Origin of the sequence: Providencia sp. PROV236, from assembly GCF_033676985.1 — a bacterium.
Lineage (GTDB): Bacteria > Pseudomonadota > Gammaproteobacteria > Enterobacterales > Enterobacteriaceae > Providencia > Providencia manganoxydans.
This window is the reverse complement of the sequence record NZ_CP096297.1, coordinates 567,972-583,013: the sequence shown is the minus strand read 5'-3', so window position 1 is coordinate 583,013 and position 15,042 is coordinate 567,972. Positions and strand designations below refer to the sequence as shown.

Genomic DNA, 15,042 nt, shown 5'->3' with positions numbered 1-15,042 from the left:
AAATGTATATCTAAAATAAACAATAGGAGAAGTTGATGTTTAAGTTTTATCAAAACGCGCAAGTCGAAAAGAAATCACTAGTTCAAAAGTTAAAAGCACTCCATACGGCTAAAAACCAACGAGGCATGACATTACTTGAAATCATTATCGTCTTGGGGATCGTTGGTACTATTGCTGCTGGCGTTGTTGTACTGGCACAACGTGCATTTGATAGCCGTGCAATTTCAGAAGTTGTAAATAACACCAATACATTACGTGTTGCAATGAAAGATGCATACCAGCGTGCTCCTGGTTATCCAGTATCCAAAGGAACGTCAGGTGATTATGATATTGTGAGCATTAAAGATGCCACTAACTCAACAGAAGCTATAGCACGCCTCGTTCAGCTAGGAAAAGTAACAACTGATGAAGCTCTTAATGGAATTTCTAATGACTTTATTAACATTGGTGCAGGGAAAACAGCTGCAAACCAAGGTGCTGAACCTGGTACCGGCGAAACCCCAGCAAAAGGTAAGAGTGGTTATAAAGGATTCGTAGTTGAACTCAACGGACTAAACCAAGAACAATGCCGTAGCATTCTGATCCAAGTAGGTAACCTATGGGATTACGCAGCTGTCGGAGCTTCAGCACCTTCAGGGGTATATACTGTCAAAACAGTTGTTGATATGACAGTCGCACCAACCGGTCCAGTTCTTCGTTCTTTAGGTACTAATGGTAATGTCGATCTAACCCCAGATGCAGTTGCGGCTGTATGTGTGGATGCACCAACTAACTCGGTAATTTTAGGTACTCGTTAATCATTAATCTTTAGTATCTAAGATTAATTTAAGATGAATATCTTATATTTGGGTATTCATCTTATCACAGGATTATTTTATGAAGTTAAATCGTGGATTCACACTTCTAGAAATGATAATTGTTATTTCTATTATCGGTCTTGTCATGCTCGCCGCTGCTCATTATTTAAAAAAAATGGCAGACGAAAAAAAACGCCAAATAACAACTGATGGCATTGTATCTGAGATGTTCAATTTTAATCATTTTGTACAGAGTCATTATATTGAAATAGAAAACAATGAAACAGGAGAGTTAAATCAGATACTCAACCCGCTATACGATAAAAATAACAATTCGATTTATAGCAAAAGAAATACTAACAATGTAAATGCAAATATAAGTAAAGAGAATTATTTAAATTGGGCTTCTGAAAATAATCAAGAACAAGATAGAAATTATTTTATTGATAAAAGATGTATAAAAAATACAACAGAAATATCCTCGGGTATGAGTATGACTCAGGATTTTTTAAAATGCACATTGGATAGTAGTATAAAAACGAGTGAGTTTTCTCTAGAGCGTGTTGATATGATTGGTAATGCAAACAATAGAGACATAACTCGAATAGATTATTTTTTAACCTATACTCCGTTTGATGGGCAAAAAGAAGCGGCGGAATTCGAAACATACACAAGTAATTTTATTAATTCTTTCAATCAGAAAGCACTTGCATACGATCAAGCCAGTATCATCGAAAGAAACACAAAATCGCCCGCAGACTGGGAATTAATGAAAATAACGGGAACAGATGTAGCCTTACAGTTAGGTGAATCCATCACCCAGCTTGATCAGTTTAAAAAGAATAAAACATATGGTATCCGATTTAGCTTTTATATGAATGAAGGCGTTTATCTAAAATCTGATGGTTCCGTTAGTGCCGAAAAATTGTGTTGGAGTGAAAAAACTAAAGCACTCGGCCCTTGTTTAAAGCCATACAATACAGCTGATGATCAAAAAAATAAATTAGTACTCGTCAGCGGCGCCCTCGATAAAAATGAACAAGCGCCAGGACTATGCTGGAGTAAAAACGAGAACAAAATTGTTAGCTGCCTTGGTATGAAGAAAGAGAGTTCACTGGATGATCCTAGCTTATATTTAACTGAATTTTCCGAAGATGGAACTGAGAAAGCAGGAACATTAATAGCAAAAGTGATCACCGAAAATCAGTATTTAAATAAATCAAAACAAACAGGGAAATATGAGTATGTGGATGAATATCGTACACCTGTAGAAGTTGTTTATTTAGATTTTACGGGTCAACGCCCCCCCGTTGAAACAAGTTATGAGGCTGACCCATTTGGAGATGAGGACAATATTGTTTTTAAACAACAAGAATGCCCTATTCACCCGAAAGACAAAAGTAAAAAGTTATATCCAAGACTAGCAGCATCAATCTCTTCGATTGTCGCAATTCAAGACAGTAGTGGAAAGTTTGAAGGCGTAGATTTAAGTACACCATCTCAATCAAGAAAAAACACAAGATTAGAGAATCAAGGTGTAATGGGTAATATCATTATCCAAGTCAATAAAAATAATGAAAATTGGGTTATCTCTGCATCAACATCAGCGAGTAATGGTAAAGACATTAATAATTACATCAGCCCAAAGTCATTATCCATTATTGCAATGATGTGGTGTAGCTCTATGCCTCAAGATGATTAATATATATTTTATATGAGAACAATATGAACAAGAAGATAATAGGCTGCTTTATTATTTTATCGTGGATCCCACTAGGAAATACTGAAGAATTGCTAACAATAGAAAACCCTAAATCAAGCCTGTTTTCTAAAAATGACACTATAAATTTAAATGAACCTAAAGATAAGAAATTACTATTTAGTAATGAAAATACAAAACCAGTAAAAGTGACACCTGATCTTTTTCTTAAAGAAAACAACCTCCTCAGCCAACAAATAGAGATATGGGCTGAACCTAAAGGGTACAAGCTATTATGGAAGGCTCAGCGTGACTATCTTATTTTTAAAGATATATATATACATGGCAAAGATAATATAGAAGTACTTAGCCACCTAGGTGATCTTCTCGCCTCTCAAAATTATAATTTAAACATAAAATTTTATAAAAGAAATAACGTACTCGTTGTTGATGAGAATTAAAAAATGAATAAATCACTAATTTTATTTTGCATCGTATTGCTACAGGGATGTAGCTCATTTTATACTGAGAAATATAGCAAAAATAATTTATTTCAGTTTGATGATAAAATTAAAGGTATCAATCAGGCAAAGCAAAAACCATTTTCTCAATATGATGAACCCTATTTAGGTGAGGAAGTTAACTATACACCGGAACAAAAGCGTGTACTAGAGCAACCAGTCAATATCGATAGTTTTTCACCGGTAGACATTAGTGTCGTCCTTAATATGCTAGCAGAACAAACAGGGCTAACCTATAAGCTATTAACAGAAATTAATAGTGATGGTAATACAGAACAAAATGTGAGTTATAATGATGATATGTACTCTAACAACACTCAAGATACACATCGAATAAAATTCGATGGAAAATTATCAGAGTTTATCTCTTACATCTCAAATCTTTACGATATCAACATAGAGTTAAATAATGAAAATATATTGCAAGCTAGCAAATATAAAAATTACGCTATAAAATTAGATTTTTATGGTCAAGATAGCCAATATGAAACGAGCTTAAATGTCAGTTCCAATGAAGGTACTTCTGGTTCAGGATTTTCAGGTAGCTCTACGACTAAGTTCACCTCCTCATTTTGGAGTGATATTGAAAAACTTGCTTCAAACAATATATCAAGTGGAATTTATACAATATTTAAGGATGCTTCGATATTAACATTCACAGGAAAAAACTCAGAATATCGAACACTAAAATCAATTGTTGATGAATATCAAAAATCAAATGCAAAACAGTTTGTAGTTAGTTACAAAATATATATTCTAGATAAAACAAAAGTTGATAGAATAGGCACTGAACTAGGTTTTCAATTTAGTAAAAGTGGTACAACAATTGGTATTAATAATGGGATCCTCGATAAACTAGCAGGAGATATTAATATATCATCTGATTTTAGTGGTGGAGATAATCCTAAGTTCAAGTTAGGCGCTCAGCTTGATGCAATATATTCTTTAACAGGAAAGGAAATTTTACAAAGTGGAACCTTTATCACTAAAAATAACATCCCTATTCCATTAAATATGACAAGTTCACATCATTATGTTTCTGGAAGAGCAAAAACAATCAATAATAATTCTGAATCTATCGATACACAAATTACTACCGATAAAGTCACTGTAGGAACGAGTTTTATTATAACACCAAGAATTATGTCTGATGGGAACATCGAAATAGTTAGTGGCTTTACAAAAAGTACGTTAGATAGTATGAAATCATTTGGAGATAAAAGTGATGAAGTTATGCTTCCCGCAGTATCTTCAGTGGAGATGTTTAACACCTCTCTGATGCGACCAGGTAGCATTAGTGTTGTTAGTGAGTTTGATGTGAATGAAATGGGTGATGATTCACAACTTGGTGTTTTTTCATTCCTTGTAAATAGTAATAACAAAAACAATACCACAGTCATGATCATTGGTATTGATTATTATAACAGTAAACCAGGCTATTATGAATAATATAACCCTGAATACTCTTTTAGCTAATAACCTATTTATAAATAACACATGGGTTGATAAAAGCAAAATAAGTAATGTATGCCCTTCACAAAAAAATAAATTTAAAGTGAAGTGTAAAAACTCCGATAATTACTGTTTAGTGACGTCAGGTATTAAACGCTATCAAATACTAGCTATCTATATTCAAGAAATTTATGGCGATGGGATTTATTATTGTCAAACAGATGATAAAAATTCTGAACTATTTTATTTTTTAATAATAAAAAATGGTAATGTAGCATGTGAAACAGACTGTATTATCAATAGAGAGATGCTGGATTTTTTACTTTCTGGTATTGATAGTTCTGCGTATAAAAATCTAATGGTAGTTGAACTTACAAAAACTCACTTTTCAAAAATAATCGATGAGTATGAGTTAATAAAGAGGATCTTTTCCAAAAAAAGGAAGCAATTATCAATTTTGATATCAGGGCTTTTTTTGATTTTTTCTCTTATATCTCTTTTTATCGCTGATTATCTTTTAAATGGATGATGATATGAACGAAATCATTAATAATTGGAAAGACTCAGTAAAAATAAAAAGGATATTAATTATTGCTATGGTCATTATTGTCATTGCAATATCCCTTTGTTCTTACTTTTACTATAGTCATCATCAAGAGCAAGAGAAAATAAAAATAGCCAAAGAGCTCAAAATAAAGCAGGAGCAAGCTGGAAAAAAAGCCATTGAAAATTTTTATGAAAAGGCATTTGAAGGCGGAAGCATTGATAAATTAGTTGTATTATTAAACGAAATCAATCGTAGTCGAGTGAACATTGAACGTTCTGGTTTTACTGAATATGCATATCAATGTAACCAATCAGCTTGTAATTTTAATTATAAGCTACGGCAAGGAGCATTATTTTCTGTACAGGAAAAGATTTTTTACAAAGATCGCTACAAACCTTCTTTTTCAGCGGATGAATTATCCTATAACGAAGTACTATCAAAATTAGATGGTAATAAAATAAAAAACAAATTTAATAATGAAGAGAAAATAACACCTCCTTCATGCAGTAATGTATTAAATTTTATTTATTCATATAATAGTTTACAAGATGATCCAAATGAAAAGATAATTATTACCTCATTGCCAACGTCATCAGTTAGCTCTCAAGAGGATACATACCCCAATTATCAATATAGTTATGGCTTTATGGTCGGAAATATCAGCCTAACGCACAGTGATAATGCATTTAAAATGAAAACATTTTGGGAAAGAAAACCCTATAAAGATTATTTTTTGTTTGATAGCTTTCGGAAAACTTCAGAAATTAACAATATAATTCAATTAAATGGTAAATTCATATGCAAAAAATAACTAAAACATTAGTTCTAACATTGATGATTTTCAATTCGACGCTCACAGCCTCTGAAGAGCTGAGTAACGCGGAACTAGAAGAAATCTATACCGCTAATGAAGATAATTCTGAAGGTAATCAAGTCTCCTTGGATCAAGAACAACTTTTAACTTATTTAGAAGATTCAATGGAATTTGAGACACAAAAGCTCAAATTAAAGAATCAGTTGGAAATAGAAAAATTAAAAAGTGAAATAGCTAAACTAAAAGATGATAATAAAAATTCAGATTCTCGATTTGAATCTGAAAGTATTGATTATTATGATAACAATTCATATGAAAGTGAAAAAAACATACCTCAAAAAGAGACAAAACCAACACTTCTCCTCTCTTCAGATGTCGGAGGCATAACCACATTTGGTGTATCAGTGAATGGTAAATTAACATTCGTAAAACTCAATAAGGAATTCAAAGATAACTCAGGGAAAAAATATTATGTAAGAAGTCAAAATGGAAAATATGTTATACTAGGTAAATAAAGTGAAATCGATAAATCTAATTGATCACAGAGATGAGGATATGCCATTTTTTGACATGTCAGGATTTTACTTCTCTATTTTTGAGAATAACCTGATTTTAGCCAAAAAAGAAGACTCAACATATTTACTCTCTTACGATTTTGATATAAATAACTTTTATGACATACGTGAGAAGATTAATTATATAAGCTATAAAAATAAGATTGAAATTTCTGGGGTTTTACTTTTAGATGAGCCTATTTATTTCCAGATTATTGAGCGCGATTTACTACAAATAAAAGCTAAAAAAATCGCAAAATCAAGTAAAGTTCAACTTGAATTGGAGCAGCTTCTCACTCAAGCTACTGCTGCTGGAGCAAGTGATTTACATATCACACGAGGTGATATTCTATCGCAAATAGAATTTAGAATTAATGGTGAGCTGCGTCTGCACTCTCAAATGCGCTCCAAACAGTGTGATGAACTTGTTTTTGTACTTTATAATGTTGAAGCTACAACAAAAGAGACCACATGGAATAGGCAAATTCCACAAAGTGCTAATATTTTATATACATTAAATAAGAAAAAATACCGTTTTCGCTATGCCCACTTCCCTATATTTGGTGAGTCAGCAGATTGCTATCATTGTGTATTACGTATTATTTCAGCCGATATTGATAAAGTTGTTAATCCAAGTTTAGATAAAACAGGCTTTTCGCCTGAAGAAATTTCTGATGTCAAAAAAATACTCAGCAATCCATATGGTGTTTATTTTATCGCAGGTACAACCGGTTCAGGAAAATCAACAACGCTGAAGACGGTCATGGAGTGGTTACAAATTAATCGATATGATGATAAAGGTTGTTTTCTAACTGTTGAAGATCCTGTCGAATATTATATATATGGCGCAAAACAAAGCTCAGTGCTTGACGTTAATGGCGGGGGATTTCATGCCGCGATTAAATCTGCATTACGTAGAGATCCAGATGTATTAATGATTGGTGAAATTCGTGATACCGTTTCATCAAACGCACTAGCTGGTGCCGTTGAGAGTGGACATTATTGTTTTACGACAGTGCATGCAGGTAGCATAGTCACTCTACTTCAGCGCCTTAGTGCTCTAGGTATTACAGGCGATAAGCTTTCTACTCCCGGTTTTATTGCCGGCTTGCAATGTCAAAAGCTCATGCCACTAGTGTGCCCTAAGTGTTGTAATACAAAAATAGTTCCTATTCTAAATAGAGACGTTTCTATTCATATTAAAAATAATGATGGTTGTGAATACTGCAATTACACTGGCATCAAAGGTAGGAAATTAATTGCCGAATATATGCTACCAAAACAAGATGAATTAATTGCCATTTCAAAAAGTAATTGGCTTGAAGCTTATATTTTGTGGAGAAAGAAACGCCTTACTCATCCAGGAATGAGCGAAGGGTTTTCTATTAAAGAAAAAACGATGGCATTTGTGATAAAAGGCTATATATGTTACGAGTGGTTTACTCATGAATTTGGTGAGCTAAGCACTGAAGATATGGAGGTAATTTTTGAGAAAATTCAGTAAAAAACAGCGTTTATATATGTATAAATTCTGTGCCGATATGATACAAGCTAATCTACCTCTTTATGATTCAATACTTAAGCTTAAAGAAGAAGGTCTTGCTATTTTAGGTAAGAGTTTTGTAAAAAAAATTGATGCGTTATTAAATCGCATGACATCTGGCGAATCAATTAGCTATGCTTTTGAGCCATACATACCTAAAGAAGAATTAAGTTTAATTTATTCATCTGAAAAATCGGGTGCCTTAGCGGAAGGTTTTGAAGGCCTAATAGATATAATAACCTACAAAGATATGCTCAGCGCTAAAATAAAAAAAGCATTAGCATTTCCTATCATTATGATATGCCTATCATTAGTGGTTATTGCAGGTTATTCAGTTAAAGTTTTCCCTGCATTTGAAAAAGTACTCCCATCAAATCGATGGCCGGGTGTGACAAGCTCTCTTTATAACTTCGGATTATCCTTAGTCGATGGGTTATGGATTAATATTTTAATTTCCGCTGTTGTTGTTTATTTTTTAATTAATTTCCTTTTAGCTAATGTTAAAGGAAAAATAAGAGATGATATACTGGATAGGGTTATTCCGTTCTCTATATATAAAAAAGTTAATGCTGCTGTATTAATGACAAGCATCGCATCTATGCTACAAAACAGAATCCCCATCCAAGAAGCATTGAATATTATTTCATTAAATGCAAATAAGTAGCTCTTATATCATGTCACAATCATGAGCAAGAATATGTCTACAGGCTTAAATTATGGTGACGCCTTAAATACAGGGATATTTGATAAACAAGTATTATTAAATATAAGTTTATATTCATCGTTACCCTCATTCTATGATGTTCTTAACTCCGTATCAGAAATAACAAAAAAGAATATTCTAATGAAAATAGAAGGTTTAGCCAATGGATTAAAAAGTTTTTCTACACTGGTACTAGGTGGATGCGTTATTTGGGTCTTTATTGCATTATTTTCATTATCTGATCAACTTTCTAAAATGTCTGCTATGTAGATATATAATGGTAAATTTATGGATTCTTTCTTAGCTTGGTATTACCCAATTTTATTTTTAATTATAGGTGCTTGTATTGGTAGTTTTATCAATGTTGTGATCTATAGATATCCTATAATAATGTTACAGGATAAAAATAAACCGGAAAAAATCTCGTTATTTTATCCCGCTTCTCACTGTACTAGTTGCAATAAAAAAATATTAAAAACTGATAATATTCCTATTATTAGCTGGTTATTAAGAAAAGGTGAATGCCGCCACTGTGGCTCTACATATTCAATCAAATATTTAATCACTGAGGCTGTTTTCAGTGTTGTTTACCTATCTGTTTTTATACTTTTCTATCCTCAGTATGGTATAAATTCAACTATATGTATTTTAGTCATTTTTAGTTATTTATATTGCATTTTTTTCATTGACCTAAAGCATTTTTTAATTCCGGATATAATGACAATACCTCTAATTATTTTGGGGTTTATTTCTGCATGGTATAATTTCATACCTATCACAATCATGGAATCAGTGATTGGCTCAATTGTTATATTTACTATTATTTTTATAACAGGTTTTTTATTTAAATATTTCCGTGGTATTGATGCTATAGGATTCGGAGACTATAAACTATTTGCTGTTGGCGGTGCATGGTGTGGTATTTTCCATATTCAATATCTCATTATTTTTTCTTCTATTTTTGGTATTATTTTCTATATCATTAATAAAAAAGCCAATATATGCTCTACTAAAAACATTAGTTACCTAGACGATATCATCGAAATAAAAGATAAAGTTATTCCGTTTGGCCCATCAATTTGCTTGTCAATCATACTGAATGTTCTAATTATTTTTTATCTTCCTTATAAGGTTTAATATGAAAATACCTACATTTTTTTTTAAGTTTATATTGTTATGTCTTATGGCTACAAGTCATTATACCTATGCTGAGGCAAGCCAATACGTTAGTGTTTTAATAAAAAATGAACTAGATGACAATATTACCCTTGAAAAGAGATTGATGTGGGATAGAGTGGGAAGCTTACCTGCCGGGGTTATTTATGCAGATAATGAAAACCGCTTTCATTCTAAAGGTCTAGCATTACGCGGAACAGGTGGTATTTATGTCCATAAGATAGAAGATGATTTATATTTAGACATGGTCTTCGATCAATACCACTATGGATATTTTGAATATCAAGTTTGTTTATCAAACAAAGCTAGGACTAACTTTCATAGTGATAAAACCTCAATAGCAACTTATAATAAAAATAATCCGACAGGCAAGTTAGACTGTAAATCCGACTCGAGTAATAGTAGCAGCTATCAAGACAAAAAAGTTGAATATGGTGACATTGTCGTCAAAATTCATATTGTTCCTAAAAAAGTAGGTGCATTTAAAGCTTATAATGCAAAAGAGGTCACTGTTACTGTTGATTATGGTAAATGTAAAGGACGTCAAGCTTTCCAATCAGCCACCTTTTCACAAACTCAAAGAGTCAACTCGAAAGATGCAGTATATGCTCTCTATGATGATTGTTTGTACTATAGTTACTGCCCACAAGACTCTAAATTATGTCAATTTAAAAATGAAAATAATGATTTTGAAGGTACTTTTTATCCAATTAAATCAGATAGCGATATTACCAATTTATTCTCTAGGAAAAATTCTATCATTCATCAAAACAGACTCTTATCTTATGATAAAAAGGCAATGGATCGTGGTTTTTCTCAGAAAAAGGTAAATAGTAATCTATTCAAAATAGGGAAAAAGATCTCTGCAACTCAGTTAAAACAATTAATGGATGATACTGACCGAGATTATTGCAACTATATTGCAGCTAAAGATAAAAATAAAGTTTGCCATAATCCAACCTATGCAATGCAACCTAGAATAGCAAATCAATTAAAATACTTAGATAAAAAGTATTTGGATAAATATGTTTGCTATATACATACAACAACCTATCCAAATATAGGCTCAAATATCTGTGAGCTAGCGCCAAACTTTACGATTGTTAATGGTAAGATTGAAAGTCGTCAATAGAGAAATATATTACCTATAAAATTTAGACAATAAGGCGGCTGTTCGCGCTACAGACGCTTTATTTAAATCGTGGCCAAATCACTTCACAATACAACATTGTGGAGTGTTAATCAGCACTCATTCGCCGTACCGAAACCTCACCGAAAGTCATAAAAATCAATACATTACCTGAAACCCCACGATACACACCTTGTTGCTGATTTAATTCACAAGCCAAAGCAGCATATTGCCATGCTTCAATTTCATCAATTTCACAAATTGCTTCAGTTAAAGGCTCATAACCATGGCGCTCACCAAATTCCTGCACTGCCAGAGCATCTCGAATAAGCGGCTCTTCAATTGAGCTATTTGCCCACCCCCACATCCAGCTACCTTGGTTTTGATCATAAGTACCAGTTATTTGTACAGGCGCTGTAACCACTATATTGTCTGGGGCTTGAAATATGATTGTCCCCTGCTCTTGATCAACAGACCAATTCGCTTCATCAAGTTTCCAGTTATCGCAATGAAATTGATTTTTATATTGTAAAGAATTCATGCTGCGCTCGATTAATGCAGCATAAGGCATATTTTCTAGTTGTTGATCCATGATCATTACCTTAATTATCGAATATTCTTTAATGCATCGACCACCAGCTGCCAAAATTTAGCATGATCGAGTTTAACTGCAACTTGAGTATGGCAATCATCGGGTGCAGGATGACGAAAATCAGCGACTGTCATGCCTAATGTTAATGTCCCTGTTAGTTCAATATCTACCGGTACACGCTGCGTCGTCATTACCGTTGGGTCAATAACATAAGCAACAGCGCAGGGATCATGTACTGGAGGAGCATCGAAACCTTGAGCCTGTTTATACATCCTGCCAAAAAACGCTAATAATTCGATCACAAATTGAGAGCAATCCGTTCCCACTTCGGTGATATTCGCGACAATATCGGGGGTTGCTAATGCTTGGTGAGTTAAGTCGAGTCCAACCATCGTTAATGGCCATTTTTCATTGAAAACAATATGTGCCGCTTCAGGGTCAATCTTAATATTAAATTCCGCGACAGCGCTCCAATTACCGACATGATACCCGCCCCCCATCAAAACCACTTCTTTGACCCTTTCGACAATACGGGGCTCAAGCCTTGCCGCAAGCGCAATATTAGTCAATGCACCTGTTGGTACTAAGGTAATGGTTTTAGGTGGATGTGACATGATAAGTTTAATAATTAACTCGACAGCATGGCAACTTTCCAACATCAATGTCGGCTCAGGCAGTTTTGGGCCATCTAAACCAGAATCGCCGTGAATATCTGGAGCCACCTCTATTTCACGCACTAATGGCCGAGAAGCTCCCGCAGCAAAAGGGATACCTTGAATTTTCGCCATTTCAGCCACAGCTAGCGCATTATGGGTTACTTTTTCCAGAGTCTGATTACCCGCTACTGTGGTAACCGCTAGTAAGTCAATTTCAGGATTACCGTAGGCCAAGAGAAGTGCGATTGCATCATCATGCCCCGGATCGCAATCAAGAATAATTTTTTTTGCCATACACCCTACCTTTAAGCATAAATAACAGGTCCATTATTTTTAGTGTATAGATAAATTATTGGTAACGCATTGTTAGCCATCTCAAAGTTATACTTTTCAATGGCACTAATAAAGGCGTAAGTGATGTCTTTTATCAAGAAGTATTGCCCACAACCTATTTTATGCTGTAGGCAATTTCTAACGATTATTTTAAAACATGCGCATAAACACGCTTTTGTCCATCTTCTGTTTTTGGAAGATAGACCCCTTGTAACTCAGGCGCAAAACCGGGGAGTAAATTGATCCCTGCTTCTAAAGCTTGGAAATAACGCAATACTGGCCCTTCCCACACTTCACCGGGAACTACGCATAATACACCCGGAGGATAGGGTAACGCACCTTCGGCAGCAATACGGCCTTCTAACTCGGATAATGGTAACAACTCCACATTGCCACGAATAAACTCAAGGTGAGCTTGCTGCGGATTCATTTTCACCGTAGGAAAATGCTGCCTGCGAAACATCTCTTTTTGTAGCTGTTTAATATTATATTCAACGCTTAATTGATGCATTTCCTGACATAAGCGACGCAGAGTATAACCTTGATAATGCTGTTGATAGCGTTGATAAACTGACGGCAATACATCCTCTAATAATGCATCTTCATCTAGAAACTGTTCAAAACGAATCAAATGCATCACCAATAAATCAAGCTTTTCTTGGCTTTCTGCGGGGGTCAGTAAAAATAGAATTGAATTCAAATCGCATTTTTCAGGGATCACGCCATGTTCGCGCAAAAAATGCGCCAATATAGTGGCAGGAACACCAAAAGCTTCATACTCACCAGTTTGAGCATCAATACCTGGCGTGGTGAGCATTAATTTACATGGATCCACAAAATATTGATTTTCTGCATAACCATCAAATGCATGCCAACGCTGTTTAGGTATGAAATTAAAAAAGCGCTGATCAGAGGCTATTTGCTCTGTTGGATAGGTTTGCCATGGCTTATCATCCACTAGTTCAGGTATAAATGGCCTGAAATAGTTACAGTGGTTAATAATCGCTTTTCTCACCTCAATCCCTTGCTTAACGCACTCCATCCACATCATTTCACCCGCATCCCCTTGATGTATACGAGCATTGACATCAAGAGAAGCAAACAACGGATAAAATGGGCTGGTTGATGCATGCATCATAAATGCATTATTGAGCTTTTTATGGGACACAAAACGCGGTTGCCCCTTTATATGATTATCTTTCTTATGAATTTGTGATGCTTGAGAGAACCCTGCTAACTGTTTATGTACCGACTGAGTCACCATAATGCCAGGATCATTTTCATTCAGTTCCAATAATAATGGTGAACATTGACGCATCATTGGAATGAATTGCTCATAACCGACCCATGCTGAATCAAATAAAATGTAGTCACAAAGGTGACCGATTTTATCGACTACTTGCTTTGCATTATATACAGTGCCATCGTAAGTCCCCAATTGGATCACCGCCAAGCGGAATGGGCGCGCAGTAGCACTCTTTTCTGGCATTACATCATCAATGAGTCCACGCAAATAGCTTTCTTCAAAGCAGTGTGCATCAATTCCACCGATAAAACCAAACGGGTTACGAGCGGTCTCTAAATATACAGGTGTTGCCCCCGCCTGAATTAAGGCGCCATGGTGGTTAGATTTATGATTATTACGATCAAACAGTACCAAATCACCCGGTGTTAATAAGGCATTAAGTACCACCTTATTGGATGAAGAAGTCCCATTTAGTACAAAATAGGTTTTGTCTGCATTGAATACTTTTGCAGCAAATTTCTGTGCTTCTTTTGCTGCACCTTCGTGAATTAATAAATCTCCCATCGCCACATCAGCATTACATAAATCAGTGCGAAACAAATTTTCCCCATAAAACTGATAAAACTGTTCGCCCGTTGGGTGGCGACGGAAAAATTGCCCGCCTTGATGGCCAGGACAAGCAAAAGTAACGTTATGACCTGCGGCATAATCCATCATTCGTGCAAAAAATGGAGGTAATAATTGTTCAAGATAGCGCGTTGCGGCATCAAATAATTGGCGACTATTTTCTGTACGCTCAGCAGGTGCCGGCGGTAAAATTCCCGTTAAATAGGGAGGAATTTTAATATCATTAGGGAGCTGTTTATCACTAATGATAAACAGTGGAATACTGAGTTTGCTATCAGCAACTCTTTTCCACAGCCCTTGATTGGCATCCTGTTCGGATAGCACAACGGCAGCAATATTGTTTAACTGTGCATCGCGAATATCTACCCATTGGAAATCCCCCGAAAAGTAGATTGCGACCCCCTGACTACATGCCACATTAATTTTTTGCATAACAGTCTGGCTCTTGGTTAGCTGAGGAAAAGAGGCCGACAATATACTGGATAGAAACTAAGATTGGAATGCTCAGTACGCTTAGAAATAATTAGACGTACTATAAAGCAGATGATCTTTTATAACCCGCTGGTTAATCGCATAAAAATATTTAGGCGTGCACTGAAAGAAAACAGAATTAAACATGAAAAATGTTACATCAAGTAAAATCACCGACCAAC

Annotated in this window: 13 protein-coding genes and 1 pseudogene; 11 read left to right on the top strand and 3 right to left on the bottom strand. The window is 34.7% G+C overall.

Going from position 1 to position 15,042, the window contains the following annotated elements:
- Window positions 1-35: 35 nt before the first annotated feature.
- From M1E96_RS02460 to M1E96_RS02410, 11 genes and pseudogenes are all read left to right on the top strand, one after another.
- The gene (locus M1E96_RS02460) at window positions 36-797 is read left to right on the top strand and encodes a prepilin-type N-terminal cleavage/methylation domain-containing protein (protein WP_272581102.1); all 762 of its coding nucleotides are present in this window, start codon (window positions 36-38) and stop codon (window positions 795-797) included.
- Between the two features lie 79 nt (window positions 798-876).
- Window positions 877-2,499, top strand: coding sequence for a type II secretion system protein (locus M1E96_RS02455; RefSeq protein WP_337979766.1), 1,623 nt, complete (start codon window positions 877-879; stop codon window positions 2,497-2,499).
- Between the two features lie 23 nt (window positions 2,500-2,522).
- On the top strand, window positions 2,523-2,957 hold the full coding sequence (locus tag M1E96_RS02450; protein ID WP_272581104.1) for a TcpQ domain-containing protein: 435 nt from the start codon (window positions 2,523-2,525) through the stop codon (window positions 2,955-2,957).
- Window positions 2,958-2,960: 3 nt separating this feature from the next.
- Entirely contained in the window at window positions 2,961-4,466 is a 1,506-nt protein-coding gene (locus tag M1E96_RS02445) for a type II and III secretion system protein (protein ID WP_319068361.1), read from the top strand.
- Entirely contained in the window at window positions 4,459-4,998 is a 540-nt protein-coding gene (locus M1E96_RS02440; RefSeq protein ID WP_337979765.1) for a hypothetical protein, read from the top strand. The genes M1E96_RS02445 and M1E96_RS02440 overlap by 8 nt, the downstream gene beginning before the upstream one ends.
- A gap of 4 nt (window positions 4,999-5,002) precedes the next feature.
- Window positions 5,003-5,827 carry a hypothetical protein gene (locus M1E96_RS02435; protein ID WP_319068358.1) on the top strand — a complete coding sequence of 275 codons (825 nt, stop codon included), beginning with the start codon at window positions 5,003-5,005 and terminating at the stop codon, window positions 5,825-5,827.
- On the top strand, window positions 5,815-6,345 hold the full coding sequence (locus M1E96_RS02430) for a hypothetical protein (RefSeq protein ID WP_369427356.1): 531 nt from the start codon (window positions 5,815-5,817) through the stop codon (window positions 6,343-6,345). The genes M1E96_RS02435 and M1E96_RS02430 overlap by 13 nt, the downstream gene beginning before the upstream one ends.
- 40 nt (window positions 6,346-6,385) lie before the next feature.
- Entirely contained in the window at window positions 6,386-7,888 is a 1,503-nt protein-coding gene (locus M1E96_RS02425; RefSeq protein WP_369427513.1) for an ATPase, T2SS/T4P/T4SS family, read from the top strand.
- Window positions 7,872-8,900, top strand: a pseudogene (locus M1E96_RS02420) (type II secretion system F family protein). The gene M1E96_RS02425 and the pseudogene M1E96_RS02420 overlap by 17 nt, the downstream one beginning before the upstream one ends.
- A gap of 18 nt (window positions 8,901-8,918) precedes the next feature.
- Window positions 8,919-9,767: an A24 family peptidase gene (locus M1E96_RS02415; RefSeq protein ID WP_140178905.1), complete on the top strand. Its 849-nt coding sequence runs from the start codon at window positions 8,919-8,921 to the stop codon at window positions 9,765-9,767.
- Window position 9,768: 1 nt separating this feature from the next.
- Window positions 9,769-10,938: a hypothetical protein gene (locus tag M1E96_RS02410; protein WP_272581111.1), complete on the top strand. Its 1,170-nt coding sequence runs from the start codon at window positions 9,769-9,771 to the stop codon at window positions 10,936-10,938.
- 106 nt (window positions 10,939-11,044) lie between these two features.
- Here the strand turns inward: M1E96_RS02410 and M1E96_RS02405 are convergent, their stop codons facing one another.
- From M1E96_RS02405 to M1E96_RS02395, 3 genes are all read right to left on the bottom strand, one after another.
- Window positions 11,045-11,527, bottom strand: a complete 483-nt coding sequence (locus tag M1E96_RS02405) for a DUF6882 domain-containing protein (RefSeq protein ID WP_070927238.1) — start codon at window positions 11,525-11,527, stop codon at window positions 11,045-11,047.
- 14 nt (window positions 11,528-11,541) lie between these two features.
- Window positions 11,542-12,477, bottom strand: a complete 936-nt coding sequence (locus tag M1E96_RS02400) for a nucleoside hydrolase (RefSeq protein ID WP_140178899.1) — start codon at window positions 12,475-12,477, stop codon at window positions 11,542-11,544.
- A 184-nt stretch (window positions 12,478-12,661) separates the two neighbouring features.
- Window positions 12,662-14,821, bottom strand: coding sequence for an ornithine decarboxylase (locus M1E96_RS02395; protein WP_140178896.1), 2,160 nt, complete (start codon window positions 14,819-14,821; stop codon window positions 12,662-12,664).
- Window positions 14,822-15,042 lie beyond the last annotated feature (221 nt).

Coding starts and splice junctions, on each gene's coding strand:
- M1E96_RS02460 (WP_272581102.1), top strand. CDS start 36: ATGTTTAAGTTTTATCAAAACGCGCAAGTCGAAAAGAAATCACTAGTT.
- M1E96_RS02455 (WP_337979766.1), top strand. CDS start 877: ATGAAGTTAAATCGTGGATTCACACTTCTAGAAATGATAATTGTTATT.
- M1E96_RS02450 (WP_272581104.1), top strand. CDS start 2,523: ATGAACAAGAAGATAATAGGCTGCTTTATTATTTTATCGTGGATCCCA.
- M1E96_RS02445 (WP_319068361.1), top strand. CDS start 2,961: ATGAATAAATCACTAATTTTATTTTGCATCGTATTGCTACAGGGATGT.
- M1E96_RS02440 (WP_337979765.1), top strand. CDS start 4,459: ATGAATAATATAACCCTGAATACTCTTTTAGCTAATAACCTATTTATA.
- M1E96_RS02435 (WP_319068358.1), top strand. CDS start 5,003: ATGAACGAAATCATTAATAATTGGAAAGACTCAGTAAAAATAAAAAGG.
- M1E96_RS02430 (WP_369427356.1), top strand. CDS start 5,815: ATGCAAAAAATAACTAAAACATTAGTTCTAACATTGATGATTTTCAAT.
- M1E96_RS02425 (WP_369427513.1), top strand. CDS start 6,386: ATGCCATTTTTTGACATGTCAGGATTTTACTTCTCTATTTTTGAGAAT.
- M1E96_RS02415 (WP_140178905.1), top strand. CDS start 8,919: ATGGATTCTTTCTTAGCTTGGTATTACCCAATTTTATTTTTAATTATA.
- M1E96_RS02410 (WP_272581111.1), top strand. CDS start 9,769: ATGAAAATACCTACATTTTTTTTTAAGTTTATATTGTTATGTCTTATG.
- M1E96_RS02405 (WP_070927238.1), bottom strand. CDS start 11,527: ATGGATCAACAACTAGAAAATATGCCTTATGCTGCATTAATCGAGCGC.
- M1E96_RS02400 (WP_140178899.1), bottom strand. CDS start 12,477: ATGGCAAAAAAAATTATTCTTGATTGCGATCCGGGGCATGATGATGCA.
- M1E96_RS02395 (WP_140178896.1), bottom strand. CDS start 14,821: ATGCAAAAAATTAATGTGGCATGTAGTCAGGGGGTCGCAATCTACTTT.